Annotated in this window: 22 protein-coding genes and 1 pseudogene; 12 read left to right on the forward strand and 11 right to left on the reverse strand. The window is 62.6% G+C overall.

Annotated features, from left to right (window positions below):
* Nucleotides 1-99 precede the first annotated feature (99 nt).
* From OEL49_RS12660 to OEL49_RS12705, 10 genes are all read right to left on the reverse strand, one after another.
* Nucleotides 100-1,182, reverse strand: a complete 1,083-nt coding sequence (locus OEL49_RS12660) for a sulfate/molybdate ABC transporter ATP-binding protein (RefSeq protein WP_130459187.1) — start codon at nucleotides 1,180-1,182, stop codon at nucleotides 100-102.
* 10 nt (nucleotides 1,183-1,192) lie between these two features.
* Nucleotides 1,193-2,059 (reverse strand): sulfate ABC transporter permease subunit CysW, encoded by an 867-nt coding sequence (cysW, locus tag OEL49_RS12665; protein WP_014235380.1) that lies wholly within the window; start codon nucleotides 2,057-2,059, stop codon nucleotides 1,193-1,195.
* A complete protein-coding gene (gene cysT / locus OEL49_RS12670) occupies nucleotides 2,056-2,904 on the reverse strand; it encodes a sulfate ABC transporter permease subunit CysT (protein WP_287874951.1) in 849 nt (282 codons plus the stop codon). Before cysT ends, cysW begins: the two co-directional genes overlap by 4 nt.
* Before the next feature lie 74 nt (nucleotides 2,905-2,978).
* Nucleotides 2,979-3,992: a sulfate ABC transporter substrate-binding protein gene (locus OEL49_RS12675; RefSeq protein ID WP_014235382.1), complete on the reverse strand. Its 1,014-nt coding sequence runs from the start codon at nucleotides 3,990-3,992 to the stop codon at nucleotides 2,979-2,981.
* 133 nt (nucleotides 3,993-4,125) lie between these two features.
* On the reverse strand, nucleotides 4,126-7,044 hold the full coding sequence (locus OEL49_RS12680; RefSeq protein ID WP_014235383.1) for an EAL domain-containing protein: 2,919 nt from the start codon (nucleotides 7,042-7,044) through the stop codon (nucleotides 4,126-4,128).
* Complete coding sequence (locus OEL49_RS12685) at nucleotides 7,041-8,075, reverse strand: cytochrome-c peroxidase (RefSeq protein WP_287874954.1); 1,035 nt, start codon at nucleotides 8,073-8,075, stop codon at nucleotides 7,041-7,043. Before OEL49_RS12685 ends, OEL49_RS12680 begins: the two co-directional genes overlap by 4 nt.
* Nucleotides 8,076-8,337: 262 nt before the next feature.
* Nucleotides 8,338-8,799 carry a hypothetical protein gene (locus OEL49_RS12690; protein WP_150982218.1) on the reverse strand — a complete coding sequence of 154 codons (462 nt, stop codon included), beginning with the start codon at nucleotides 8,797-8,799 and terminating at the stop codon, nucleotides 8,338-8,340.
* 20 nt (nucleotides 8,800-8,819) lie between these two features.
* Nucleotides 8,820-9,068, reverse strand: a complete 249-nt coding sequence (locus OEL49_RS12695; RefSeq protein ID WP_020200504.1) for a hypothetical protein — start codon at nucleotides 9,066-9,068, stop codon at nucleotides 8,820-8,822.
* 16 nt (nucleotides 9,069-9,084) lie between these two features.
* Entirely contained in the window at nucleotides 9,085-10,293 is a 1,209-nt protein-coding gene (locus OEL49_RS12700; RefSeq protein ID WP_150982219.1) for an XRE family transcriptional regulator, read from the reverse strand.
* Nucleotides 10,290-10,946: a hypothetical protein gene (locus OEL49_RS12705; RefSeq protein WP_046432185.1), complete on the reverse strand. Its 657-nt coding sequence runs from the start codon at nucleotides 10,944-10,946 to the stop codon at nucleotides 10,290-10,292. The genes OEL49_RS12700 and OEL49_RS12705 overlap by 4 nt, the downstream gene beginning before the upstream one ends.
* A 227-nt stretch (nucleotides 10,947-11,173) precedes the next feature.
* Between OEL49_RS12705 and OEL49_RS12710 the strand changes: the two genes are divergently transcribed.
* The 3 genes from OEL49_RS12710 to OEL49_RS12720 all read left to right on the forward strand — a co-directional run bounded on the left by OEL49_RS12710 (nucleotide 11,174) and on the right by OEL49_RS12720 (nucleotide 13,054).
* A complete protein-coding gene (locus OEL49_RS12710; RefSeq protein WP_062794306.1) occupies nucleotides 11,174-11,779 on the forward strand; it encodes a type IV toxin-antitoxin system AbiEi family antitoxin domain-containing protein in 606 nt (201 codons plus the stop codon).
* Entirely contained in the window at nucleotides 11,776-12,639 is an 864-nt protein-coding gene (locus tag OEL49_RS12715; protein WP_150982220.1) for a nucleotidyl transferase AbiEii/AbiGii toxin family protein, read from the forward strand. The genes OEL49_RS12710 and OEL49_RS12715 overlap by 4 nt, the downstream gene beginning before the upstream one ends.
* Nucleotides 12,640-12,709: 70 nt before the next feature.
* Entirely contained in the window at nucleotides 12,710-13,054 is a 345-nt protein-coding gene (locus OEL49_RS12720) for a hypothetical protein (RefSeq protein ID WP_287874971.1), read from the forward strand.
* A gap of 111 nt (nucleotides 13,055-13,165) precedes the next feature.
* Here the strand turns inward: OEL49_RS12720 and OEL49_RS17420 are convergent, their stop codons facing one another.
* Nucleotides 13,166-13,486 carry a Wadjet anti-phage system protein JetD domain-containing protein gene (locus tag OEL49_RS17420; RefSeq protein ID WP_223505876.1) on the reverse strand — a complete coding sequence of 107 codons (321 nt, stop codon included), beginning with the start codon at nucleotides 13,484-13,486 and terminating at the stop codon, nucleotides 13,166-13,168.
* Nucleotides 13,487-13,525: 39 nt separating this feature from the next.
* On the opposite strand from OEL49_RS17420, the gene OEL49_RS12730 reads away from it, so the two are divergent.
* The 9 genes and pseudogenes from OEL49_RS12730 to hdeD-GI all read left to right on the forward strand — a co-directional run bounded on the left by OEL49_RS12730 (nucleotide 13,526) and on the right by hdeD-GI (nucleotide 23,382).
* Nucleotides 13,526-13,798: a hypothetical protein gene (locus tag OEL49_RS12730; protein ID WP_201764134.1), complete on the forward strand. Its 273-nt coding sequence runs from the start codon at nucleotides 13,526-13,528 to the stop codon at nucleotides 13,796-13,798.
* Between the two features lie 471 nt (nucleotides 13,799-14,269).
* Nucleotides 14,270-14,551: pseudogene (locus tag OEL49_RS17345) on the forward strand (helix-turn-helix domain-containing protein).
* Nucleotides 14,552-14,579: 28 nt separating this feature from the next.
* Nucleotides 14,580-15,152, forward strand: a complete 573-nt coding sequence (locus tag OEL49_RS12740; RefSeq protein WP_150982221.1) for an Hsp20/alpha crystallin family protein — start codon at nucleotides 14,580-14,582, stop codon at nucleotides 15,150-15,152.
* Between the two features lie 100 nt (nucleotides 15,153-15,252).
* Nucleotides 15,253-18,105 carry a heat shock survival AAA family ATPase ClpK gene (clpK, locus tag OEL49_RS12745; protein ID WP_287874976.1) on the forward strand — a complete coding sequence of 951 codons (2,853 nt, stop codon included), beginning with the start codon at nucleotides 15,253-15,255 and terminating at the stop codon, nucleotides 18,103-18,105.
* 275 nt (nucleotides 18,106-18,380) lie between these two features.
* A complete protein-coding gene (gene ftsH, locus OEL49_RS12750) occupies nucleotides 18,381-20,210 on the forward strand; it encodes an ATP-dependent zinc metalloprotease FtsH (protein WP_287874978.1) in 1,830 nt (609 codons plus the stop codon).
* Between the two features lie 78 nt (nucleotides 20,211-20,288).
* Nucleotides 20,289-20,747, forward strand: a complete 459-nt coding sequence (gene hsp20-GI / locus OEL49_RS12755; protein ID WP_014236586.1) for a small heat shock protein sHSP20-GI — start codon at nucleotides 20,289-20,291, stop codon at nucleotides 20,745-20,747.
* A 22-nt stretch (nucleotides 20,748-20,769) separates the two neighbouring features.
* A complete protein-coding gene (gene yfdX1 / locus OEL49_RS12760; protein ID WP_014236587.1) occupies nucleotides 20,770-21,684 on the forward strand; it encodes a heat resistance protein YfdX1 in 915 nt (304 codons plus the stop codon).
* Nucleotides 21,685-21,786: 102 nt separating this feature from the next.
* A complete protein-coding gene (gene yfdX2, locus OEL49_RS12765) occupies nucleotides 21,787-22,674 on the forward strand; it encodes a heat resistance protein YfdX2 (RefSeq protein ID WP_014236588.1) in 888 nt (295 codons plus the stop codon).
* 96 nt (nucleotides 22,675-22,770) lie between these two features.
* On the forward strand, nucleotides 22,771-23,382 hold the full coding sequence (gene hdeD-GI / locus OEL49_RS12770) for a heat resistance membrane protein HdeD-GI (RefSeq protein WP_003285392.1): 612 nt from the start codon (nucleotides 22,771-22,773) through the stop codon (nucleotides 23,380-23,382).
* Nucleotides 23,383-23,419 lie beyond the last annotated feature (37 nt).

Below are 23,419 nucleotides of genomic sequence, written 5' to 3' on the forward strand. Positions count from 1 at the left end.
CCCTGCCCTGAAACGCAAGAGGGGCGCCATTCTCCGGCATGCATTGCCGAAGAATAGCGCCCCTTCTGCTTTCGCGGGCACCCGTTGTGAGACGACGCCTCAGAACAGGAAGGGCTGTTTTTCCTGGGCCTGAGCCGGCGCCACCGCCCCCTCGCCGTTGGCGAAGACCTTGACCTGGCGCGGCTTCAGCCACACCTGCTGGCCGGCCGTCAGGCCCAGCACCTGCTGGCGTTCCCGGGTCAGTTCCACTTCCACCAGTTCGCCCTGGTGGATCACCTCCACCCGCACCAGGGGGCCGATGGTCTGCACGTAGCTGACCTTGGCCTCCAGGGATTCGGGCGTGGCCACGGTGTCGATGTCGATGTCGTGGGGGCGGATGAAGGCCACCGCCTCCTGGCCGGCGGGCACGTCGTCCCGGGCCACCTCGGCCCAGGCGCCATGGACCCGGCTGTGGAAGACGTTCACGTTGCCGAGGAACTGATAGACGAAGGGGCTGGCCGGGTTGGAATAGACCTCGTCCGGGGAACCCACCTGTTCGATGCGGCCCTTGTTCATCACCACCACCCGGTCCGCCACTTCCAGGGCCTCTTCCTGGTCGTGGGTGACGAAGACGGAGGAGATGTGCATCTCGTCGTGCAGGCGGCGCAGCCAGCGGCGCAGTTCCTTGCGCACCTTGGTGTCGAGGGCGCCGAAGGGCTCGTCCAGCAGCAGCACCTTGGGTTCCACCGCCAGGGCCCGGGCCAGGGCGATGCGCTGGCGCTGGCCGCCGGAAAGCTGGGTCGGGTAGCGGTCCGCCAGCCAGTCCAGCTGCACCAGGGAGAGCAGGTCCATGACCCGCTTGCGGATCTCGGACTCGCTGGGGCGCTCCTTGCGCGGCTTGACCCGCAGGCCGAAGGCCACGTTCTCGAACACGTTCATGTGGCGGAACAGGGCGTAGTGCTGGAAGACGAAGCCCACCTGGCGCTCCCGGGCGTGGAGGTGGGTGGCCTCGCTGCCTTCGAACATGACCTGACCCTCGTCCGCCGTTTCCATGCCGGCGATGATGCGCAGCAGGGTGGTCTTGCCGCAGCCGGAAGGACCGAGCAGGGCCACCAGTTCGCCGGTGGGAATGGAGAGGGAGACGTCGTCGAGGGCGACGAAGTTGCCGAAACGCTTGGCGATGTTGCGGATTTCGATACTCATGGCGGCAGGCTCAGTTGGTTTTCTCGGGGGGCAGTTCGGCGGTCAGCATCGCGGTCTCGGCCCGCATGCGCCACTCCACCAGGGTCTTGGCCACCAGGGTGACCAGGGCCAGGAGGGCGAGGACGGAGGCCGAGGCGAAGGCGCCGATGGCGTTGTATTCGTTGTAGAGAATTTCCACGTGCAGGGGCAGGGTGTTGGTCTCGCCGCGGATGTGGCCGGAGACCACGGAGACGGCGCCGAACTCGCCCATGGCCCGGGCATTGGCCAGGATCACCCCGTACAGCAGGCCCCACTTGATGTTGGGCAGGGTCACCCGCCAGAACATCTGGAAGCCGGAGGCGCCGAGGGAGACGGCGGCCTCCTCCTCGTCCTTGCCCTGGGCCTGCATCAGGGGAATCATTTCCCGGGCGACGAAGGGGAAGGTGACGAAGAGGGTGGCCAGGATGATGCCGGGCACGGCGAAGACAATCTTCACGTCGTGCTCGGCGAGCCAGGGGCCGAAATAGCCCTGGGCACCGAACATCAGCACGAAGATGAGGCCGGCGATGACCGGACTGACGGCAAAGGGCAGGTCTATCAGGGTGATCAGCAGGCTCTTGCCGCGGAACTCGAACTTGGCGATGGCCCAGCTGGCGGCAATGCCGAAGGCCACATTGAGGGGCACGGCGATGGCCGCCACCGCCAGGGTCAGGGTCACGGCGCTGCGGGCCTCCGGGTCCAGGAGGCCGTTGACATAGGCTTCCCAGCCGCCCCGCAGGGCTTCGGCGAAGACCGCCGCCAGGGGCACGCCGAGGAACAGGGCGAGGAAGGCGAAGGCCAGGGTCAGCAGGGTGTAGCGCACCCAGGCCGGTTCGGTATTGGCACGGCGCACGCTCATTGCTCGCCTCCGGTATTACGGTTGTTGTGTCGGTTGGCGGCCCACCACTGCAGACCGTTGATGGCCAGCAGCAGGACGAAGGAAATGCCCAGCATCACCACCGCCAGGGCGGTGGCGCCCACGTAGTCGTACTGCTCCAGCTTGGAAATGATGAGCAGGGGCGTGATTTCGGAAATGAGGGGCATGTTGCCGGCGATGAAGATCACCGAGCCGTACTCGCCCACGGCCCGGGAGAAGGACAGGGCGAAACCGGTGAGCAGGGCCGGGAAGATGGCGGGGAAGATGATGCGGCGGAAGGTCTGCCAGCGGGAGGCGCCCAGGGTGGCGGCGGCCTCCTCCACTTCCGGCTCGATGTCCTCGATCACCGGCTGCAGGGTGCGCACCACGAAGGGCAGGCCGATGAAAGTGAGGGCCACGACGATGCCCAGGGGCGTGTACGCCACCTTCAGGCCCAGGGGCTCCAGGTACTTGCCGACCCAGCCGTTGGTGGAATAGATGGTGGCCAGGGTGATGCCGGCCACGGCGGTGGGCAGAGCGAAGGGCAGATCGACGAAGGAGTCGATCAGGCGCTTGCCGGGGAAGTCGTAGCGCACCAGCACCCAGGCCACGATGAGGCCGAAGAAGGCGTTGATGACGGCGGCCAGGGCCGAGGCGCCGAAGGTGACGCGATAGGCCGCGAGGGCCCGCTCGGTGGTGGCGATGTCCCAGAACTGGGCGAAGGTCAGGGCGGTGGACTTGAGCACCAGGCCGCCCAGGGGGATCAGCACCAGCACCGAGAGATACACCAGGGTGTAGCCCAGGGCCAGGCCGAAGCCGGGGAGGACGTTGTTTTTCTTGGCTGACATGGGTTTCTCAAACGACGGCGCCGGGGAGCCTTGCAGGCCGGCCCGGCGCCGTGGGGGTCGGGGGCGGGGGAGGATTACTTCTGCACGTAGAGCTGGTCGAAGGAACCGCCATCGACGAAGTGGGCCTTGGCCGCCTTGCTCCAGCCGCCGAACACTTCATCCACGGAGAAGGTCTTGATGTTGGGGAACTGGGCGGCATACTTCTTCAGCACTTCCGCATCCCGGGGCCGCAGGTAGTTCTGGGCGGCGTTCTCCTGGCCTTCCTTGGACCACAGGTAGTCCAGGTAGGCCTGGGCCTGCTTGCGGCTGCCCTTCTTGTCCACCACCTTGTCCACCACGGCCACCGGGAACTCGGCCAGGATGGAAACGCTGGGATAGACCACCTCGAACTCGCCGCGGCCGAATTCCTTGGCGATCAGCTCGGCCTCGGACTCGAAGGTGACCAGCACGTCGCCCAGGCGGCGCTGCATGAAGGTGGTGGTGGCATCCCGGCCGCCGGCGGCGAACAGGGGAGCGTTCTTCAGGATCTTGCCGACGAATTCCAGGGCGCTCTTGTCGTTGCCGCCGGGCTGCTTGAGGGCGTAGCCCCAGGCGGCCAGGTAGGTGTAGCGGCCGTTGCCGGTGTTCTTGGGGTGGGGCACGATCACTTCGACGCCGGACTTGGCCAGGTCGGACCAGTCCTTCAGGGCCTTGGGGTTGCCCTTGCGCACGATGAACACCATGGTGGAGGTGTAGGGCGAGGCGTTGTTGGGGAATTTCTTGGCGTAGTCCTTGGCCACCAGGCCCTTGTCGGCCAGGTAATCGACGTCGGTGGCCTGGTTCATGGTCACCACGTCCGCTTCCAGGCCATCGGCCACGGCCCGCACCTGCTTGGAGGAACCGCCGTGGGACTGCTTCACCTCCACCTTCTCACCGGCCTTGGCCTGCCAGTGCTTGGTGAACATGGGGTTGTAGTCCTTGTAGAAATCCCGGGCCACGTCATAGGAGGCGTTGAGCAGGGTGACATCGGCCAGGGCCGGGGCGACCAGGCCGCCCGCCAGGAGCAGGGCGGCGAACAGGCGGGAAACGGGGGAAACGGCGTTCTTCATGGGGGTTCCTTCCAGCGATGGCTGACTCTTCAGAAGCGAACTCTAAACAAGGTGTTTAGAACCACAAAGCTTCTTTGGCTATTTGTTTATTTGAGAAAACGCATAAAGCAAAGGCCCGTACGGCCCTTGCCCGTCACACCGGCAGGCGGCTCTCGCTGCGCTGCCAGTCGCCCTTGAGCAGGGGAATCTGGTGCGGCGGCACCGGCTTGCTGAACAGGTAGCCCTGCAGTTCATCGCAATCCAGGTCGCTCAGCACCTGCCACTGGGCCTCGGTCTCCACCCCTTCGGCGACGGTGCGCATGCCCAGGCCGTGGGCCAGGAGGATCACCGCCCGCACCACGGAGCGCGCCTCCCGGTCGTCCAGGAGGCGGGAGACGAAGCTGCGGTCGATCTTCACCTCGTCCACCGGATACCGGGAGAGATAGGAAAGGGAGGAATAGCCCGTGCCGAAATCGTCGATGGAGACCCGCACCCCGGCCTGGCGCAGGGTGCTGAAGATGGCCAGTATCTGTTCCGGGTCATCGGCCAGGGAGCTTTCCGTCAGTTCCAGTTCCAGGCCGGCCGGGTCGATGCCGCTCTGGGTCACCACCTGCAGCACCTCCTGGGCGAAGTCCCAGCGCCGCAGCTGGCGGGCCGAGACATTCACCGCCACCCGCGGCACCGGCACCCCCTGCTCCTGCCAGGCCCGCAGCTGGCGGCAGGCGGCCACCAGGCACCAGTGGCCGATGGCGTCGATGAGGCCGGCGTTTTCCGCCAGGGCGATGAAGCTGTCGGGCATGACCAGGCCCCGGGTCGGATGGCGCCAGCGCACCAGGGCCTCGACCCCGGCGATGCGGCCGCTGCTGGCACCGATCTGGGGCTGGTAGTAGAGCAGCAGCTGCTCGCCCTCGACGGCCCGGCGCAGGTCGTTCTCCAGTTCCAGCCGCTCCAGGGAACGCTCGTTGTGGCTGGCGATGAAAAAGCGGTAGGCCGCCCGGCCGCCGTCCTTGGCCGCGTACATGGCCACGTCGGCATGCTTGAGCAGGGACTCCCCGTCCTCCCCGTCGGCCGGGTAGAGGGCGATGCCGATGGAGGTGGAGGCAAAAATTTCCCGCTCCCCGAGTCGCACCGGCTGGTCGAACTGGGCCAGCAGCTTGCCGGCGACGATGCTGGCATCCTCCGCCGACAGCACTTCGGGCAGCAGCAGGACGAACTCGTCGCCGCCCAGGCGGGCCAGGGTGTCACCCTCCCGCAGGCAGAGGCTGAGGCGGGCCCCCACTTCCTTGAGCAGCAGGTCGCCCTGGTCGTGGCCCAGGGTGTCGTTCACCGCCTTGAAGCGGTCCAGGTCCAGCAGCAGCACCGCCAGCTTGCGCCGGGAGCGGTGGGCCTGGCGCAGGGCGTTTTCCAGGCGGTCGTAGAAAAGGCGGCGGTTGGGCAGGCCGGTGAGGGGGTCGTGGTAGGCCAGGTGGTGGATGTGGGCCTCGGCCTGCTTGCGGTCGGTGATATCGGTGAACAGGCCCACGTACTGGCTGACCTGGCCGGCCCCGTCCTTGATGGCGGTGATGGACAGCCACTCCGGATAGGTCTCGCCGGACTTGCGCCGGTTGATCACTTCGCCCTGCCACTTGCCCTGCTCCTGCAGGCTCTGCCACATCTGGGCATAGAAGGCCGGATCGTGCTGGCCCGAGGCCAGGATATGGCCCGGCGCCCGGCCCCGGGCGTCCGCCTCGGAATAGCCGGTGACCTCGGAGAAGGCCGGATTGACCGACTGGATGCGGCCCCGGGCATCGGTCACCACCATGGCCTCGCCCAGGCTGTCGAAGACCCGGGCCGCCAGATGCAGGCGGGCCTCGGCCTGCTTGATTTCGCTGATGTCGCGGAAGGAGGCCACGTAGCCGGCCTGGTCGGCGTCGCCCTCGCCGCCCCGCAGGGGCGCCCCCAGCACGGCCACCGGGAAGGCACTGCCGTCGCTGCGCACGAAATCGTCCTCGCCCTCGAACACGGCGCCGGTGGCCAGGGCCCGGGCCAGGCCGGAAACCTCGGCCGGCGCCGCGCCGGGCCACAGCACCGTGGCGGCATCGCGGCCGAGCAGGCCGCCCGGCGCCGCCCCCAGCAGGGCTTCGGCCCGCTGGTTGGCGAAGGTGATGCGCCCGCCCCGGTCCAGGGCCAGGATGCCTTCGGCCAGGGTATTGGCGATGTTGTCGAGGAAGGCATGGCTGTGGCCCAGCTCCAGGGCCGACTTCTTCAGCTCCACCATGATGTAGACCACGGTGGCGATGAGGAACAGGGCAAACAGGGCCAGCAGCAGGCGGTAGCTTTCTGCCTGCTTCAGGTCCTGGCGGTAGATTTCGCTGTAGTCCCGGTAGGAGGCCTCCAGGCTGCCGGCGAAGGGACTGCCGGTGAGTTCGTTGAGCAGGCTCTCCACGTCCAGGCGATGGCGCAGCACCTGCTGGCCGTGGGCCGTCATCAGCAGCACCTGGCGCCGCACCTCCAGAGGCCAGCCGACGACCTGGTCCTGCAGGGCGGAGAGGTCGGCGGCCACCGCCGGCATGTCGTCGGCCTCGCCGCGGATGAGGAACTCCATGATTTCCCGCCCCACCGTCGCCAGCAGGGCGCTGTGGGGCACGCTGCCGCGGCCGTCCGGGCTGTCGCTGGCACGCAGGAGCTGGCTGGAGAGATTGAGGAAGTGGTCCTGGGAATTGCGCAGCAGGGCATTCTGCTGCTTGAAGCGCTCCAGTCCTTCCCGCTTTTCCTGCCACAGGGCCAGCACCGGGGTCATGGCCTCGCTGCCGTGGCGCTGCAGTTCCGCCTGCAGGCGTTGCAGCAGGGCGGAAATGCGCTCGTCCGCCGCCGCCACCGCGTCGTAGTCCTGCAACTGGCGGTGGCGCAGCTTGAGCAGGTCCTGGTTGAGGCGGGCGTCCAGGGCGACGATCTCATGCACCAGGGCCTCGACCCGGGCCTGCTCGGCGACGTCGGCACCGGTGCTGCGCTGGAACAGCCCCACCAGGATGACGGTGAGGATCAGCACCAGCAGCCAGGGGGCGGCACCCTTCCAGGACGGCAGGCGGGTCATGGCCGCACGTCCCCGTTGAGGGACTGCAGGAAGGTGACGATCAGGGTTACATCCCGGGCCGGCAGTTCCACGCCCAACTGGTAGCGCCCCATGAGGGCCACCGCCTCGTCCAGGGAGGAAGTGGCGGCATCGTGGAAATAGGGGGCGGTGAGCGCCACGTTGCGCAGGGTCGGCACCTTGAACACATGCCGGTCCTCGTCCCGGCCGGTGACGTTGAAACGCCCCATGTCGGCGGCGGTCAGGGCCTTCTTGTTGGCGAAGTAGTTGTCCATGACGCCGAAGCGCTGGAACAGGTTGCCGCCCACATTCACTCCCTGGTGGCAGGAAGAGCAGCCGTGGCGCTTGAACAGGCGGTAACCGGCCTTTTCCTCGTCGGACAGGGCGGTGTCGTCGCCCCGCAGCCAGCGGTCGAAACGGGAGGGGGTGAGCAGGGAACGTTCGTACTCGGCAATGGCGTGGCGCACCGTGGCCGCCGTCAGCCCGGCCGGGTAGGCACTGGCGAAGCGGCTGCGCAATTCCTTGTCGGCCTGCAGCTTGGCCAGCACCTGGTCCCAATCCGCCGCCATTTCCAGCGGATTGTGCACCGGGCCTTCCACCTGTTCCTCCAGGGTGGCGGCGCGGCCGTCCCAGAACTGGCGGAAATTGAAGGCGGCATTGAGCACCGTGGGGGCATTGATGCCACCCTTCTTGCCGTCCACGCCGCGGGATACCGGCAACCCGTCGGCACCACCCCGCTGCAGGTCATGGCAGCCGGCACAGGCCAGGGAGTCGTCGCGGGAGAGGCGGGGATCGTTGAAGAGGAGGCGCCCCAGAGCCACCTTGGCCGGGTCCACCGGCAGGCTGTCGGGCAGGGGCAGCAGGGGCTCGCCGGGGCGGATCGGGGTGGTCGCCAGCAGGGCGGGCATGGGTTCGACCGCGGCATCGGGCGAGGCCGCCAGGCGCGGATACAGCAAGGCCCCCACCGCCGTAACGGCCAGTACGCAGATCACTGCGAACAGGCGCAAATTGGGAAGACCTGCCGGCTTCGCCATGGACGTGCTCCAACCTCGTTGAACTCGGCGCTTCCGGTCTGATGCCGGAATCCACCCTTAACCGACAGCATAAAACAAAAAAGGGACAGGCTCGCGCCTGTCCCTTTTTATCGAATCTTGGTGGTGTAGTTCCCCGTTACAGGAAACCGCCCTGCCTCATCGGCGAGGACACCGTAGGCGAGATTATATACGATGCGGAGGTCCGGGTGGACTTTGGCTGTCTCCGCGCATTTCCGACCGTCGATAGCTTGCACTGCCACGATCAGCGCCCGGGGTTCTTGACCTTCAGATGGCGGCATGAATAGCGCTGCTGGCCCCAGGACACGGCGAAGGTTTCGGAAACCTCGTACCAGTTGCCGCCTGGATGGCCACCGCCGTGGTTCTCCCCCATGCAGGAGCATTCGCAATGAAAGCCCGACGCATTCCAGCACGCCGGAGCGCATTTTTGGTGCTCCCGGTACAGCTGGATCACATAGACCTCTTGGTGTCGTCTCAGCGCAAGTTTGATCACGCTGTCAAACCACGCAGTCGGAATTTCCCAGGCCTTGAACTGCGCACACCAATCGGGCTTCGAGCGTCGGCCATCCCGCAGCCACTCCATGTTCCCCTCGGCGAACGGAATGCGCGCCAGGACCGGGAGTGGCTTATTGCGCTTGAAGATGACCGGGATTTTTCCCTGACGCCAGAGATCCTTCAGTTGCGAGTCGCTCAGATCCTGTGACATGAGGGACTCGACTCCCTGCCTCAGCGCTGCTTGTTGGCTTGGGACAGGACCGAGGCCGCCAGCTCCTTCGTCTCTTTGGCGTATCGGTCGCTGGCCAAAACGCGTGCGGCCTTGTCTTCCATCTGGGCGCCGGTCTGTTTGTCGCCACTGCGCTGAGACAGTGCCGAAGCGGCCAGACTCTTGGCCACTTGCGACGAACTGCTGCTTTGCAGCGTTTCCGACGCCAGCCGACCGATTCGTGAGGACGTCTGCTTTGTGTTCTTGGACATCGCTGTTCCTTTCACATCAGGACTTGGAGACGGGCCGGAATGGCACCACCTTATTGCCTTGGGCTGGTTGGTCATCAACCGGCTTCTGGGTTGCTTTCAGTCGCGCAAACTCCACGACATTGGTTTTGCCCTGGAAGTAGCCTTCGGGCAATCCGGCGAGTGCTTCCACGTCGCCCGCAGCCAGTCCGATGTGCCTCGGGATGGCTTCCAAAGGCATGACCTTCTCTTCGACCAACAGATCGATGGTGCGACGAAGCAGACGTGGCTGCTCTGGTCGACGATCCTCGTCTCCGGGTTCCGATTTCGCACCCCACCGAGCAGAGCGACGCTTGAAAAGCATCAGAGCGCCATCTTCATCCAGCATCTCAAGCGCCTTCAGCCGCATGATGATCGCCGCCGCCGACACGCCCCAACGGCGCTTCAGCAGCAACAAGTCATCCAGAGTCGGTGGCACGCGAACTTCGCTGGCGAACGTTTCGGCGGGCAGCAAAAAAGCGCCTGCGAAGCGGTGTGCCTGTTGCTCCATCAACTTGTGGCGTGCGCTGTCAGTCGTGCGTTGAATGTGACGATGCAGAACAAGATGCCCGATTTCGTGGGCAAGGTCGAAGCGACTGCGATAACCATTGTCCTTGTCGGCGGACAAGAGGATCAACGGTCGGCCCAGCACCTCGCTCCAAGCCGACAGCCCTTCAATCTGGGCAACGCCGGTTTCTTCCCGAACGAGGATGACCCCAGCACCTTCCACGGCCAGTGCCAAGTCTTGAATCGCCGAGCGGCCCAGACGCCACAGATCCCGGCATTCGCAGGCGGCCTTCTCGATGTCCTCGTTGGTGATCTGTTCCGGCTCGGTGTAATCGCGAGATGGCAAATTGACATCAGGGTAGTCGACGTATTCCATCAGTGCGGCGGCCACGTCCTGGGCCCACTCAAGGCGGGCCTCCAGCATGGCGCGTGCAGCGACGTGCGCTGACGCGTTGCTGCGAAAAAGCGGCAACGACAACTTCGCCCCGGGCGCACGCGTAAACCATTCCGGCGTGACGTTCACCACGCCAGCAAGGCGTTCAAGCGCGTCACGCTCGGGCGCTTGCGTTCCTGCGCGCCATTTACTGACGGTCGCCGGAGACACGTCGACCATTGAGGCCAGCTGGACTTGAGTCAGACGACGGGCCGCAAGAATTTGGCTAAGTCGATCTTTCTGAAATCCTTGTACACCACCCCTACTCATGATCCTGTTCCGTCTTTGTCTTGTTGTTTGCCAATGTTCTTCTTCAGCTTCGGCACAGCCAAATCGTCCTGGCCTGCTGTCGGCTGCTGGTCGTAGCGCTTGATGAATGCGTCAATGGGTTCCCGGAAAAGCCAGCCTTGCATGTGGCGATCAGGAACCGCGATTTCGATGGAGACGGGTGTGTCCGGCTGGCTGTGCAGCGATCCTGCAAAGCAGGCCACGACGAACACAACCGCTTGGGATGGCTCCACGTAGCCTGAAAAGAGTCCGGGTTGAACCAGTGGCTCGATGGCTGCGTTCGCCAGGGACATCTGTTTTCGGGTTTCGCTACGCCGCCCGCTGTTCCAGACCCCATACTTGGTGTTGAACCGTGCCAAGGTGAAGATCCCAGACCGGCCTGTGACGATCTGATTGCCGCGTAGCGGTGAGGGAGATGCGTCTGCAACGGCGAGAGCGCGATGGAAGGACTCGTTCATATGGAAGTGGCGCAACTGCCCCACCACGCTGGGCAAGTGCCCGTCATCCATCCCTCGCGCCGCAGCATAGGCACGTTGAGCGCCGACCAGCTTGGCTTCTTCGAGGCCCATGACAAGCTCACGCGGGATATTCCTCACAAGCAGGTCATGGATCGTTTCTTGGTTCGGCTGGGCCATTGGCAACTCCGTCATCGGATTTCGTTCAAGCGGATTCTATCATAAAATAATTTCGCTTAAAAGGTTTTCGTGTAGGAGATGCTTCGATTGAAGCGGTAACACCCCCCCGATTTGTAGCGCGCCCAGCGCATCGTCTGCCAGCAGCGATACCGGGAGAACGTGGGCTAAATGTTTCGTTTTATCTCCCAGAAGTTGCATTCGACGAAATAACGGAACATACTCCACCCATGCTCTCCAGTACCCACAATCAACGCGTCCTCGATCTGGCCAGCCAGAAGGGGCTACTGCGCGCCAGCGATCTGGACGCCATCAGTGCGCCTCGGGTCGTTCTGACGCGCCTGACCGCTGCGGGTCTACTAGAGAAGGTGGGGCGTGGCCTGTACCGTCTGCCGGATGCACAGGTTTCGGAATTCGAGAGCCTTGGCACCATCGCCACCAAGGTACCTCAAGCGGTGTTCTGCCTGCTTACAGCGCTGCAGTTTCATGAGCTGACCACACAGCTGCCGCGTCAGATCTGGATCGCCATGCCTCGGGGCAGCCACCCGCCCCGGGTCGACTACCCGCCCGTCAAGATGGTGCAGTTCACGGGTGATGCCTACTCGGCAGGGATTGAGGAAGTCGAACGCGACGGTGTCAGGCTCCGGGTGTACGGCGTGGCCAAGACCGTGGCGGACTGCTTCAAGCACCGCAACAAGATCGGGCTGGATGTGGCGCTGGAGGCGCTGAAGGACGCTCGGGCGCGCAGCAAGGCCTCCGTCGACGACATCTGGCGTTTCGCCAAGATATGCCGCGTGGCCAATGTGATGCGCCCCTACCTGGAGAGTGTCGGATGAGTGCGGCCACCCCAAATGTCGCGGCATCCGTCCGTGCGCGTCTGCTCAATGTCGCCAAGGCGCAAGGCGTCGATTTCAATCAGGTGCTGGTGCGCTTCGCCTTGGAGCGCATCCTCTATCGGCTGACCCAGTCGCCGCACGCGGACCGTTTTCTGCTCAAAGGTGCGCTGCTGTTCACGCTCTGGTACGACATGCCACACCGGGCCACACGCGACGCCGACCTGTTGGGTTTCGGTGCTAGTGATCTGGAGTCAGTGGCCCAAGTATTCCGGGACATCGCAGCTGTACCGGTCGACGACGGCATCGTGTTCGACCCAGCCTCGGTCACAGTCGAGGAGATCCGCAAGGAAGCTGGCTACGGCGGCGTTCGCGTGATGATTGCGGGCGATCTGGCCAGAGCACGTTGCAAGACCCAAATCGATGTCGGTTTCGGCGACGCCGTCACCCCGGCGCCTGTTGATTCGGTCTACCCAGTACTGCTGGAGGAAATGCCCGCGCCACGGCTGCGGGCCTACCCAACGTACACCGTCATCGCGGAAAAGCTCCACGCCATCGCATTGCTGGGCATGACCAACAGCCGCCTGAAGGACTACTTCGATCTGTCGGTGCTGTTGGAACGAGAAACTCTGGACACTGATCTGCTGGCCCAAGCGATCAAGGCCACATTCGAAAGACGCGGCATGGCGGTTCCTGACGCGCTGCCAGTCGGCCTGACGGACGAGTTTGCGCACGACGCTTCGCGCCAGGCGCTGTGGCTGGCATTTCTCAAGAAGAACGAACTTCCGCCAGAACCCTTGCCCGCCATCGTTGGCCGCTTGAGCGTGGCATTGGCCCCCGCGCTGAACGTCGTCGCTCGTTGAATACCCCTTCATAGGGCAGCCGCTTCGCGCCCTTCGCCACGGTCAGTGGCGGTCTCCATACGGACTTTGCATGGAGACCACGATGACTACTCGACTTTGCGCACACTGCGGCCACCCCTTCGAACCCCGCCCACAGGTTCCCGACCAAGCGTTCTGCTCCGCCCCTGAATGCCAGCGGGCTCGCAAGCGCGAATGGCAGCGAGCAAAACTCCAATCCGATCCTGACTACCGCATCAACCAGCAGGCGGCCCAGCGCGCGTGGTCACAGCGCAATCACGACTATTGGCGCAATCACCGAGACGCACAACAGGTCAACGGCGATCAAGGGGAGCAACCTACCACCGCCCATCGGCAGCCAGTCATCGATCCGGTAAAGATGGACGTGTCAGTGCTGCCTTCCGGTACCTCCGGCTGAATTCGCCGCCCAGCACCGCAACGCCAACCCAACAACCACCAACGCAGGATCAGTTAACCTACAAACCCCTGGACCTCTCTCCAACTGATTGGTATGGCTGGAGGGGGCAGGTCATTTCAACTCTGGAATGTATGAACGGGCGCCATGCAGAATGGCAAATCCATGGGTATCCACGTCACCCCAGTAGATGCACCTCGCACGGGCAAGCCAAGGTAGCCGGGCCAACACGTCGACGTTATAGCCTAGGCGCATGAACACGACAGCGCCCGGCATGTCGGACATTGCCAGTCCCGTTTGAAGGTTCTCAACAATGAACACATGCGAGACAGGCCACGCGATCGCATTCTCAAGCTCACCGAGCAGGAGTTCGTGGATGCCGTTTCCCGAGTGCACGCGATCCGAGACCACGCCATCAAGCAGGAAAACGAGCACTTGGGCTTGCCTGACCGACCGCAGGCCGGCGACGACAAGGTGGAAAAGTTCGGCGAGTGGCTCTGGCGGCAGCGATCCCGCGAAGGGCGGACGGTGCTTGAGCTGTTGAACTACGTTGTCTGGGGCAACGGCAGTGTTTCAGCCCGGCTCTGGAACGCGATCCGCAGCGACGACTGGGCAATTCCGCACATTGGTCTGAGCAGCCTCGGGGAAATCGTCGGCTGGGCGCGCCCGGATGAGTTTCCGCCAAGGAACATGCGGACGAGCAAGGGGCTGCGGGCGCTCGGTTACAACGTGAGGATCGGTGTGTGAATTGCTCGTACCACTTGGTTATGGCCTGTTTCCTTACCTCCGTCGGCGGTCCTCTTTCGCGCGAATGGCACACTGCGTATCGACGAGATCGATATCCGCGGCGTTCCGGAGACGAGCAAAAGCCTGGCACCGCATCGGTGTGGCGCGTCCTTAACATCGCAGGCAGTACGCCCTTGAGGCCACAGCAAGTCTAAGAGCCGCGCCTTTGCCTTCCAAGATCGACGCTGATTCCCGTCAACACCCAACCTGCCCGGGCAGGCTAGGCGGCTCTGTGAACCCCGCGCGAGCCTCGTGCGTTTCGATATCAACACCCGTCAGGGCACAGATCGGCCGTCTGGCATGTATCCGTGTGAACGGGAAGAACATCTATGCCTTGTGCCCTTGACTTTTTTGCTGTCCGGAGCAAACTTTGCAAAGACTTGCAAGATTTCCGCAATCATCGCTCAGATGAAGGAGCGTGGAGAAGATGCGATGAAAGCCGACCATCTATTGATCCTTACGCTTGATGAGTTGGCCGCCTATTTGAAGATCGGTAAGCGAACACTGTATGGACTCACCGCGAAAGGGGAGATTCCCGCTTTCAAAGTGGGTGGTGTATGGCGATTTCGGAGAGGCGAGATTGATCAGTGGATTGCCGATCAGACGCAAGCCAGCACGAAGAAGGAGGTGATGCGCAAACGTTAACAGCAGAGATCAGCCGAACCGGACTTGTCGCGGCCGCGCAATGTCCGTCTCAACAGGCGAACGAGTTAACTGAATCTTCTCTATTTGGAGGTGTGACATGGATATTGACTTCAAGAAGTTGGCACCCTGGAACTGGTTCAAGAAGGAGCAGGAGGAGCAGCAAACCGCCTCTTCCGCTCTGCCTGTGCAGCGCAATGATGTGCCGGTGACAGCTGGTGCGGTCAGTCCGATTTTGCAGTTGCATCGCGAGATTGATCGTCTGTTCGATGATGCATTTCGGGGGTTCGGATTTCCTGCACTGGCCGTGCAGCGCTTGCCAGCCGACTGGCCGGGCATGCTAATGCCGGCCCTGGACATCCAGGAAGCCGACAAACAGTACAAGATCGCTTTGGAACTTCCCGGTGTGGAGGAAAAGGATATCCAGATCACCCTCGACAGCGACGTGCTGGTAGTACGCGGCGAGAAGCGTCAGGAGCAGGAAAAGAAAGAGGGTAGCTTTCACCGCATCGAACGCTCCTATGGCAGCTTCCAGCGTGCCCTGAATCTGCCAGATGATGCCAACCAGGATTCGATCAAAGCCAATTTCAAGAATGGAGTGCTGACGATCACCATGGACAAGCGAGAGGTCAGTGCACCAAAACGGGGGCGTTCGATACCGGTCAATAGCTGACGTCCTCAACCAACTCTTTCATATCGAAAGTGATTAAACCATCGGCGCGGCACCGTGACATACGGTGCCTCGCTGCCTCTCTAAGTTAAGGAGTGTCAGCATGGCCAGAAAACAATGCCAAGTCTGCGGCCAGCCCGCCACGGTGCGGGTGGAAGCCAATCTCAATGGTCGTCACAGCACCATGCTGCTCTGTGACGATCATTACCGCCACCTCGTGCGCCAGCAGAAGCGCACCGTTTCTCCGCTGGAAGCCTTGTTTGGCGCGCGCAGCGGTCTGTTTGAGGACTTTCTGGGCAGCGACTTTTTCCGTATTGGTGACGAGTCGGCGACGGTTGCGGCCGATGCAGATGATGTGGTCGATGCCTCATTTGGCGAACCGGCTTCGGCGGGGGCAGGCGCACCGCGCCGTCGAGGCGGCGGCGGACTGGCTAGCCGTATCAGCGAGCAGTCAGAGGCGTTGCTACAGGAAGCCGCCAAGCATGCCGCCGAGTTTGGTCGTCCGGAGGTCGATACCGAACACCTGCTGCTGGCGCTGACCGACAGCGATGTGGTCAAAACCATCCTGGGTCAATTCAAGATCAAGGTTGATGACCTCAAGCGACAGATCGAATCCGAAGCCAAACGCGGTGATAAGCCGTTCGAGGGCGAGATTGGCGTGTCGCCGCGCGTCAAGGATGCACTGAGTCGTGCTTTCGTGGCGTCCAACGAACTGGGTCACTCGTATGTCGGCCCGGAGCACTTCCTGATCGGCTTGGCAGAGGAAGGCGAAGGATTGGCCGCCAACCTGCTGCGCCGATACGGCCTCACGCCGCAGGCGCTGCGTCAACAGGTGAGCAAGGTGGTCGGCAAGGGGGCCGAGGACGGGCGCGCTGAGACGCCGACCAACACACCCGAACTCGACAAGTACTCGCGTGATCTCACCAAAATGGCGCGTGACGGCAAGCTCGATCCGGTCATCGGCCGCGCACAGGAGATTGAGACCACCATCGAGGTGCTGGCCCGGCGCAAGAAGAACAATCCGGTACTAATCGGCGAGCCGGGGGTGGGCAAGACGGCCATCGTCGAGGGGCTGGCGCAGCGCATGGTAGCCGGCGAAGTGCCTGAGACATTACGCGACAAGCGCTTGGTGGAATTGAACATCAACGCCATGGTCGCGGGGGCCAAGTACCGGGGTGAATTCGAGGAGCGTGTGCAGAAGGTGCTCAAGGAAGTGACCGAGCACCAGGGCGAACTCATCTTGTTTATCGACGAGGTGCACACAATCGTTGGCGCCGGCCAGGGTGGCGGCGAAGGCGGGCTCGACGTGGCCAATGTCTTCAAGCCGATGATGGCGCGCGGCGAACTCAACTTGATCGGTGCCACCACGCTCAACGAGTACCAGAAGTACATTGAAAAGGATGCCGCGCTGGAGCGCCGCTTCCAGCCGGTGATGGTGCCCGAGCCGACGGTAGCACAGACCATGATGATCCTTCGCGGCCTGCGCGACACCTTCGAAGCGCACCACAAGGTCAGTATTACGGAGGACGCGATCATTGCGGCCGCTGAGCTCTCTGACCGGTATATCACGGCACGCTTTCTCCCCGACAAGGCCATCGACTTGTTGGATCAGGCCGCCGCGCGAGTGAAGCTGTCGGCCACGGCGCGCCCGGTGGCCGTGCAGGAGCTTGAATCCGAACTGCACCAATTGCGCCGCGAGCAAGACTATGTGGCGTCGCGCAAGCAGTACGACAAGGCTGCTGAACTTGGCAAGCGCATCGAGGCCAAGGAAGCCGAACTCAAGAAACTCATCGAAGACTGGGAGCGTGAGCGTGCTTCGGGAAGCGCCGAGGTCAAGGCCCAGCACGTAGCGCAGATCGTGTCGCGGCTCACCGGCATTCCGGTCAACGAGCTGACCGTGGAGGAGCGCGAGAAGCTGCTGCACCTGGAGCAACGGCTGCACGAGCGCCTGGTAAGCCAGGACGAGGCCGTGCGGGCTGTGGCCGACGCGGTACGCCTGTCGCGGGCGGGCCTGCGCGAAGGCAGCAAGCCGGTGGCGACCTTCCTGTTCCTGGGGCCGACAGGGGTTGGCAAGACCGAACTCGCCAAGGCTCTGGCTGAAGCCATCTACGGCGATGAGGGTGCGCTCTTGCGCATCGATATGTCTGAGTACGGCGAGCGCCATACCGTGGCACGTCTGGTCGGCGCACCTCCGGGCTACGTTGGTTACGACGAGGGTGGGCAGCTGACCGAGAAGGTGCGGCGTAAACCCTACAGCGTTTTGCTGCTTGACGAGATCGAAAAGGCACACCCCGACGTCTACAACATTCTGCTGCAGGTCTTCGACGATGGACGCCTCACCGATGGCAAAGGTCGGGTGGTGGACTTCACCAACACCATCATCATCGCAACATCCAATCTCGGCTCGGACATCATCCAGCGTCGCTTGAAGGCACGCGGTGCTGCAGGCGAGGAGTACGAAAAAACCAAGGCCGAAGTGATGGACGTGTTGCGCGGACACTTCCGTCCGGAGTTTCTCAACCGCATCGACGAGATCATCGTATTCCACGCCCTGGGCAAGGAGGAGATTCGCCATATCGTCGGCCTGCAACTTGACCGTGTGGCGCGCAACGCGGCCAGCCAAGGGGTAACGCTGACTTACGACCAGACGCTGATCGACCACTTTGCCCAAGAAGGATACAAGCCCGAGTTTGGGGCACGTGAGCTCAAGCGATTGATTCGCAGCGAGTTGGAAACCGCGCTGGCGAGGGAAATGCTCGGTGGCGGCATCGGCAAGGACGATCACGCCAATGCACGCTGGGACGAGAAAGCTGAGCGCGTGAGCTTCGAGCGCAAGGAGCCGCCGGAGGCCCAGGTCGGGACGGAGAAACCCGACGAAGCCAAGACCGCCGAGGAGCCGCAGAGCGATACGGGCAAGACGGCGCGCAAGAAGAAACCGTCGAGCGGGCAAATATGATGCATCGGGAGGCCCTCGTGGCCAACTCTAGCGCAGGGCTGGTACGGGTTGTCTCCCTTTCATCACTCGCGGCCACTGTCACCAAGGCGACGGGACATTGCACCCTCGTGCAGTGGGTGGTGCGGCTCCTTACTGGCGGGTGCTTGCGCATGGAGTCAGCCTATGCGAGCGCCTGGGAGCGCTGCGTACGCCCGCTTACGATCCGGTTGGGCAACGGATTGGCTCGTCTGTTCACACCCAATCCTTAGCGACTCGATTCTCGAGGGATACCGATTATGGAGAAGAAAGATCAATGGAATATCGGTTACTGGATCGTCGCGATCCTCTTGCTGCTGATGTTTCAGAACTATTGGCAGGCGGCGAAGACGGTCGAGCCCGTGCCGTACAGCGAGTTCGAGAAAGCGCTGGCCGAGGGGCGCGTCGCCGATGTGGTGGTGGCGGACCGCACGGTGACCGGGCGCCTGAAATCGCCGGACAGCCGGGGCAAGACCACCATCGTGGCCACCCGTGTCGAACCCGACCTGGCCGAGCGGCTGTCCAAGTACGACGTGCCCTATGCGCGGGCGGTGGAAAATACCTGGCTGCGTGATGTGCTCTCCTGGATTCTGCCGGCGGTGGCCTTCTTCGGCGTCTGGTTCTTCCTGTTCCGCCGCTTCGCCGAGAAGCAGGGCATGGGCGGCTTTCTGAGCATCGGCAAGAGCCGCGCCAAGGTATTCATGGAGAAGAACACCGGCGTGACCTTTGCCGATGTCGCGGGTGTGGATGAAGCCAAGGCCGAGCTGGTCGAGATCGTCGATTTCCTCAAGAATCCGCAGGAGTATGGACGGCTTGGGGCGCGCATTCCCAAGGGCGTGTTGCTGGTGGGCCCGCCCGGCACCGGCAAGACATTGCTGGCCAAGGCTGTTGCCGGCGAGGCGGCGGTGCCCTTCTTCTCCATCTCCGGATCAGAGTTCGTCGAGATGTTCGTCGGCGTGGGTGCAGCGCGCGTGCGCGACCTGTTCGAGCAGGCCCGCGGGCAGGCGCCGGCCATCATCTTCATCGATGAGCTCGATGCGCTGGGCCGCGCGCGCGGCGTCGGCGGCCCCATCGGCGGCCACGACGAGCGCGAGCAGACCCTCAACCAGCTGCTCACGGAGATGGACGGCTTCGACAGCTCGGTCGGGCTGATCATCCTCGCCGCCACCAACCGCCCCGAAATCCTCGACCAGGCGCTGCTGCGCGCCGGTCGCTTCGACCGTCAGGTGCTGGTGGACCGGCCCGACAAGAAGGGACGGCTGGACATCCTGAAGGTGCACGTCAAGAAGGTTACCCTGGCCAGTGATGTTGATCTCGAACAAGTCGCGGCGTTGACGACCGGCTTTTCTGGTGCCGACCTAGCCAACCTTGTTAACGAAGCGGCGCTGGCTGCCACCCGGCGCAAAGCCCGTGCGGTCAAGCTGCAGGACTTCACTGCAGCGATCGAGCGCATCGTCGCCGGCTTGGAGAAGCGCAACCGTGTCCTCAACCCGAAGGAGCGCGAGACGGTGGCCTATCACGAGATGGGCCATGCCTTGGTGGCGCTGGCGCTACCAGGCACAGACCCGGTACACAAGATATCGATCATTCCGCGCGGCATCGGCGCACTGGGCTACACGCTGCAACGCCCCACCGAGGACCGGTTCCTGATGACGCGCGCCGATCTGGAGCACAAGATCGCCGTACTGTTGGGCGGGCGCGCCGCAGAGAAGTTGGTGTTTGGCGAACTGTCGACCGGTGCCGCAGACGATCTGGCGCGAGCCACCGACATCGCGCGCGACATGATCACCCGCTTTGGCATGGACGAGGGGCTCGGCTACATCGCGTTTGAGGCGCAGCGGCCGCGTTTTCTCGACGTCCCCGAGCTGGCCCACGGCGGCTGCCGTGTGGCCGAATCGACCCAGGCGCGCATCGATCAGGCCATCCGCGACATCGTGATGGGCGTGTTCGAGCGCGCCTACCGGATCCTCGACACCAACCGCGCGGTGCTGGAGCGTTGTGCGCGCGAACTGCTGGCGCGGGAAACGCTCGACGAGAACGACATCCTTCAATTGACCCAAGGACTTGTTCTTGATGGAAACGAAAAGTAGTAGGCGCTATTCAGAGTGAGCCGGCGGCTCTGTTCGGTGCGTCATCCAATTCGCCGGCATTGTTCAAGGAGAACCGATATGTCTGCATTGACTCCGTGGGACCCCTTCCGGGAACTGGATGAATTGCAAAACCGCCTGGCGACGATGTTGGGACGGACACCCCAGCGACAGGGTGCCCGTACCGGCAACGAAGCCATGACCACGGCGGACTGGGCACCAATGGTGGACATCAGCGAGGATGAGAACGCATTCCTCCTCAAGCTGGATCTGCCGGAGGTCCCCAAGGATGCCGTGCGCGTCAGCGCGGAAAACGGCGTGCTCACCATCAGCGGCGAGCGCAAACTGGAAAAAGAGGAGCAGGGCAAGAAGTTCCACCGCATCGAACGTGCGTATGGCCGCTTTGTGCGCAGCTTTGTCTTGCCTGACAACGTTGATCCGACCAAGGTGACGGCTTCGATGAAAGACGGCGCGCTGGAAGTGCGGCTTGTCAAGGCCGAGCAAGCCAAACCGAAACAGATTGAAATCTCAGTCAACTAACTTTAATTAGGAGCCCAAGATCATGAATATCAAACAGCCCCAATCAACCTTCTCCGCACTTGCCCTGGCGGTCGTCGTCGGACTGAGCGGACCGGCCCAGGCCCAATCGGCGGCAGGTTCTAGCCCAGGTGCTGCAGCACCCTCTGCCGCATCCAAGGCGGCGCAGCCACAGGTAGATGACAAGGCCGCCCGGGAAGCCGAAAAAAAGCGTGCTGAGCTCACTCAGGACGCCATCACGGCGCTCACCAAGACCCAGGAGGCTTTGACACTTCTTGATGCAAAGAAGACCAAGGAGGCGCTCGCTGCGCTGGAACTGGCCAGCGGAAAGCTGGAACTGGTATTGGCACGCGACGCCAAACTTGCTTTGGCGCCGGTCAATGTACGCGTCATCACCCGCGATATCCACGCCAACGTGGAAACGGTGAAGAAAGCGGTCAAGTTGTCTCGGGAGTTGTTGGGTGATGGCGAGGTGCAAAAGGCCCGGCCCATCGTCGCCAATCTGGCCAGCGAAATCGTGATCGAAACCGACAACCTGCCGATGGCAACGTACCCGGCAGCGATCAAGTCGGCCGCACGGCTCATCGACAGCGGCAAGATCGACGATGCCAAGGCGGAACTCGCCCGAGCACTGAACACGCTGGTGGTGACCTCGGTCGCCTTTCCTCTGCCCGTGCTACGGGCTGAAGCCGCGATGGCAAAAGCTGAAAAGCTGGCCGAGACCGACAAGCGCGATGCCAAGCAGAACGAGGAGCTCAGCACCTTGCTGTCGTCCGCGCGCACGGAGATCGAAATGGCGCAGATCCTGGGTTATGGCAAGAAGGCGGATTTCAAACCCATCTTCGATCAGGTGAAGTCCATTGAGCAAAAGTCGGCTGGTGGCAAAAGCGGCAAGGGATGGTTCGACGAGTTGAAGACGCGCCTCCAAAAGCTGTTTTGAGGTGATGAAGGGGCCGACTGTTCGGTCGGTCAGTCTCGCGATGTTCGCAGTCAGCCCCAATAGATTCGCCTATTTTCACTAACTCATACGAGGCATATCATCATGAATGAGCAAACATCGAATCCCAATGCGACGAACAAAGAAATAAACGAACAGGCCGCGGTAAGCAGCCTTCCTGTCAGTCCACAGGCCAAGCCTGAAGTCGTCACGGAGGTACAGCCTGAGGTTCAGAAGGAAACGGACTCGCAGGCTGCAGACAAACGTAAACAAGTCCTCGATGAGGCCGTCTCGGCCTTGGCGCTGACCAAATCAGCGCTGGCCGCACTTGACGGCAAGGACGCTGCACGCGCATTGGCAACGCTGGCCGAAGTGACGGGAAAGCTGGAGCTGATCGTTGCGCGCGAACCCACGCTTGCCCTGGCCCCCGTTGATGTGCGCACCATCGTGCACGACTTGTTCGCCAACACGGAAACCATTGAGGCGATGACCGACGAGGCGCTGGATGCCCTCAAACATGGCGAGGTGCAACAGGCACGTCACGTGCTGGCTTTGCTGGCAAGTGAAATCGTGATCGCGGTCACCAACATCCCTCTGGCGTCCTATCCCGCAGCCGTGAAGTCAGTCGTGCCGCTGATCGATCAGGGCAAGATTGAAGAAGCCAAAGCCGCGCTGCAGGCAGCGCTCAGCACGCTGGTCGAGACGCGCAGCGTGCATCCGCTGCCCGCCCTGCGCGCCAGGCTGCTCCTGAAGCGCGCCGAGACCTTGGTAGAAGATGGTCAGCGGAGCGAAGCGTCCGATAAGCGCCTGGAGACATTATTGAACGAAGCGCGGCAGCAGTTGGAAATGGCAGAACTGCTGGGCTATGGAAAGAAGAAGGACTTTGAGCCCCTGTATGCTGAACTCAAGAAAGTCAAGCAAAAGACGGCTGGGGGAGGCGGCGGAAAAGGCTGGCTCGATGAAATCAAGGCAAAGCTGTCCAAGTTGTTCTGAAACCGCTGGATAGGGCGTAAGAGGGGCGCGTCGCGCCCCTCTCTTGGCTCAGGAGTGTTTGCTTTTTCACCCCATTAGATCTTTAGGAGATATAGCATGAATACAGACACCATCACCGATTCCAGTGCGGATGAGCCCACCAAAACACTGTGTTCATTGACCGAAAATTGGTGGATTTTTGCGTTGCGCGGTGTCTTGGCATTGATTTTCGCAGCCCTTGCGTTCTGGATGCCACAATCGGCTCTGTTGGCCATGACCTTAGTGTTCGGCGCATTTTCCTTGGTCAATGGCGCTTTCAACTTGGTTGCAGCGGTGCGCCATATCCAGAAAAAAGAGCGCTGGGGCTGGCTGCTGTTCAGCGGCATTGTCGGCATACTTACCGGCGTCGTCGTCCTGGTTGCTCCTTGGGTCGCCACGATGGTCATGGCTTCTTTTTTATGGGCTAGCGTGGGGTTCTGGGCGATTTTCACCGGTGTGCTGGAGATATCCGCCGCCGTTCGGCTGCGTCAAGAAATCAAGGGTGAAATCTGGCTTGCCTTCAGTGGACTGCTCTCGATTGTCCTTGGCGCTATCGTCTTGTGGATATTTTTTTCCCGTCCGGTCGAGTCATTCCTGGCCGCAGGCTGGCTGTTGGGCTTCTATGCGGCAGTCTATGGTGTCACGCTTTTGTTCTTGAGTTGGCGTCTTCGCAAAACGCGCCAGGGATAAGAGCGGGTCAAACTAAATTCTATGGATATGAGCATTT

It is taken from the genome of Azospira sp., from assembly GCF_030247495.1.
GTDB classification, from domain to species: Bacteria; Pseudomonadota; Gammaproteobacteria; order Burkholderiales; family Rhodocyclaceae; genus Azospira; species Azospira oryzae.

Excerpts from the sequence above, each read along its gene's own strand:
- OEL49_RS12700 (WP_150982219.1), bottom strand. The coding sequence starts at position 10,293 with ATGAGTAGGGGTGGTGTACAAGGATTTCAGAAAGATCGACTTAGCCAA.
- cysT (WP_287874951.1), bottom strand. The coding sequence starts at position 2,904 with ATGTCAGCCAAGAAAAACAACGTCCTCCCCGGCTTCGGCCTGGCCCTG.
- OEL49_RS12680 (WP_014235383.1), bottom strand. The coding sequence starts at position 7,044 with ATGACCCGCCTGCCGTCCTGGAAGGGTGCCGCCCCCTGGCTGCTGGTG.
- OEL49_RS12710 (WP_062794306.1), top strand. The coding sequence starts at position 11,174 with ATGCTCTCCAGTACCCACAATCAACGCGTCCTCGATCTGGCCAGCCAG.
- OEL49_RS12685 (WP_287874954.1), bottom strand. The coding sequence starts at position 8,075 with ATGGCGAAGCCGGCAGGTCTTCCCAATTTGCGCCTGTTCGCAGTGATC.
- OEL49_RS12740 (WP_150982221.1), top strand. The coding sequence starts at position 14,580 with ATGGATATTGACTTCAAGAAGTTGGCACCCTGGAACTGGTTCAAGAAG.
- yfdX1 (WP_014236587.1), top strand. The coding sequence starts at position 20,770 with ATGAATATCAAACAGCCCCAATCAACCTTCTCCGCACTTGCCCTGGCG.
- OEL49_RS12705 (WP_046432185.1), bottom strand. The coding sequence starts at position 10,946 with ATGGCCCAGCCGAACCAAGAAACGATCCATGACCTGCTTGTGAGGAAT.
- OEL49_RS12690 (WP_150982218.1), bottom strand. The coding sequence starts at position 8,799 with ATGTCACAGGATCTGAGCGACTCGCAACTGAAGGATCTCTGGCGTCAG.
- OEL49_RS12660 (WP_130459187.1), bottom strand. The coding sequence starts at position 1,182 with ATGAGTATCGAAATCCGCAACATCGCCAAGCGTTTCGGCAACTTCGTC.
- OEL49_RS12715 (WP_150982220.1), top strand. The coding sequence starts at position 11,776 with ATGAGTGCGGCCACCCCAAATGTCGCGGCATCCGTCCGTGCGCGTCTG.
- cysW (WP_014235380.1), bottom strand. The coding sequence starts at position 2,059 with ATGAGCGTGCGCCGTGCCAATACCGAACCGGCCTGGGTGCGCTACACC.
- clpK (WP_287874976.1), top strand. The coding sequence starts at position 15,253 with ATGGCCAGAAAACAATGCCAAGTCTGCGGCCAGCCCGCCACGGTGCGG.
- OEL49_RS12675 (WP_014235382.1), bottom strand. The coding sequence starts at position 3,992 with ATGAAGAACGCCGTTTCCCCCGTTTCCCGCCTGTTCGCCGCCCTGCTC.
- OEL49_RS12695 (WP_020200504.1), bottom strand. The coding sequence starts at position 9,068 with ATGTCCAAGAACACAAAGCAGACGTCCTCACGAATCGGTCGGCTGGCG.
- hsp20-GI (WP_014236586.1), top strand. The coding sequence starts at position 20,289 with ATGTCTGCATTGACTCCGTGGGACCCCTTCCGGGAACTGGATGAATTG.
- yfdX2 (WP_014236588.1), top strand. The coding sequence starts at position 21,787 with ATGAATGAGCAAACATCGAATCCCAATGCGACGAACAAAGAAATAAAC.
- hdeD-GI (WP_003285392.1), top strand. The coding sequence starts at position 22,771 with ATGAATACAGACACCATCACCGATTCCAGTGCGGATGAGCCCACCAAA.
- OEL49_RS12720 (WP_287874971.1), top strand. The coding sequence starts at position 12,710 with ATGGAGACCACGATGACTACTCGACTTTGCGCACACTGCGGCCACCCC.
- ftsH (WP_287874978.1), top strand. The coding sequence starts at position 18,381 with ATGGAGAAGAAAGATCAATGGAATATCGGTTACTGGATCGTCGCGATC.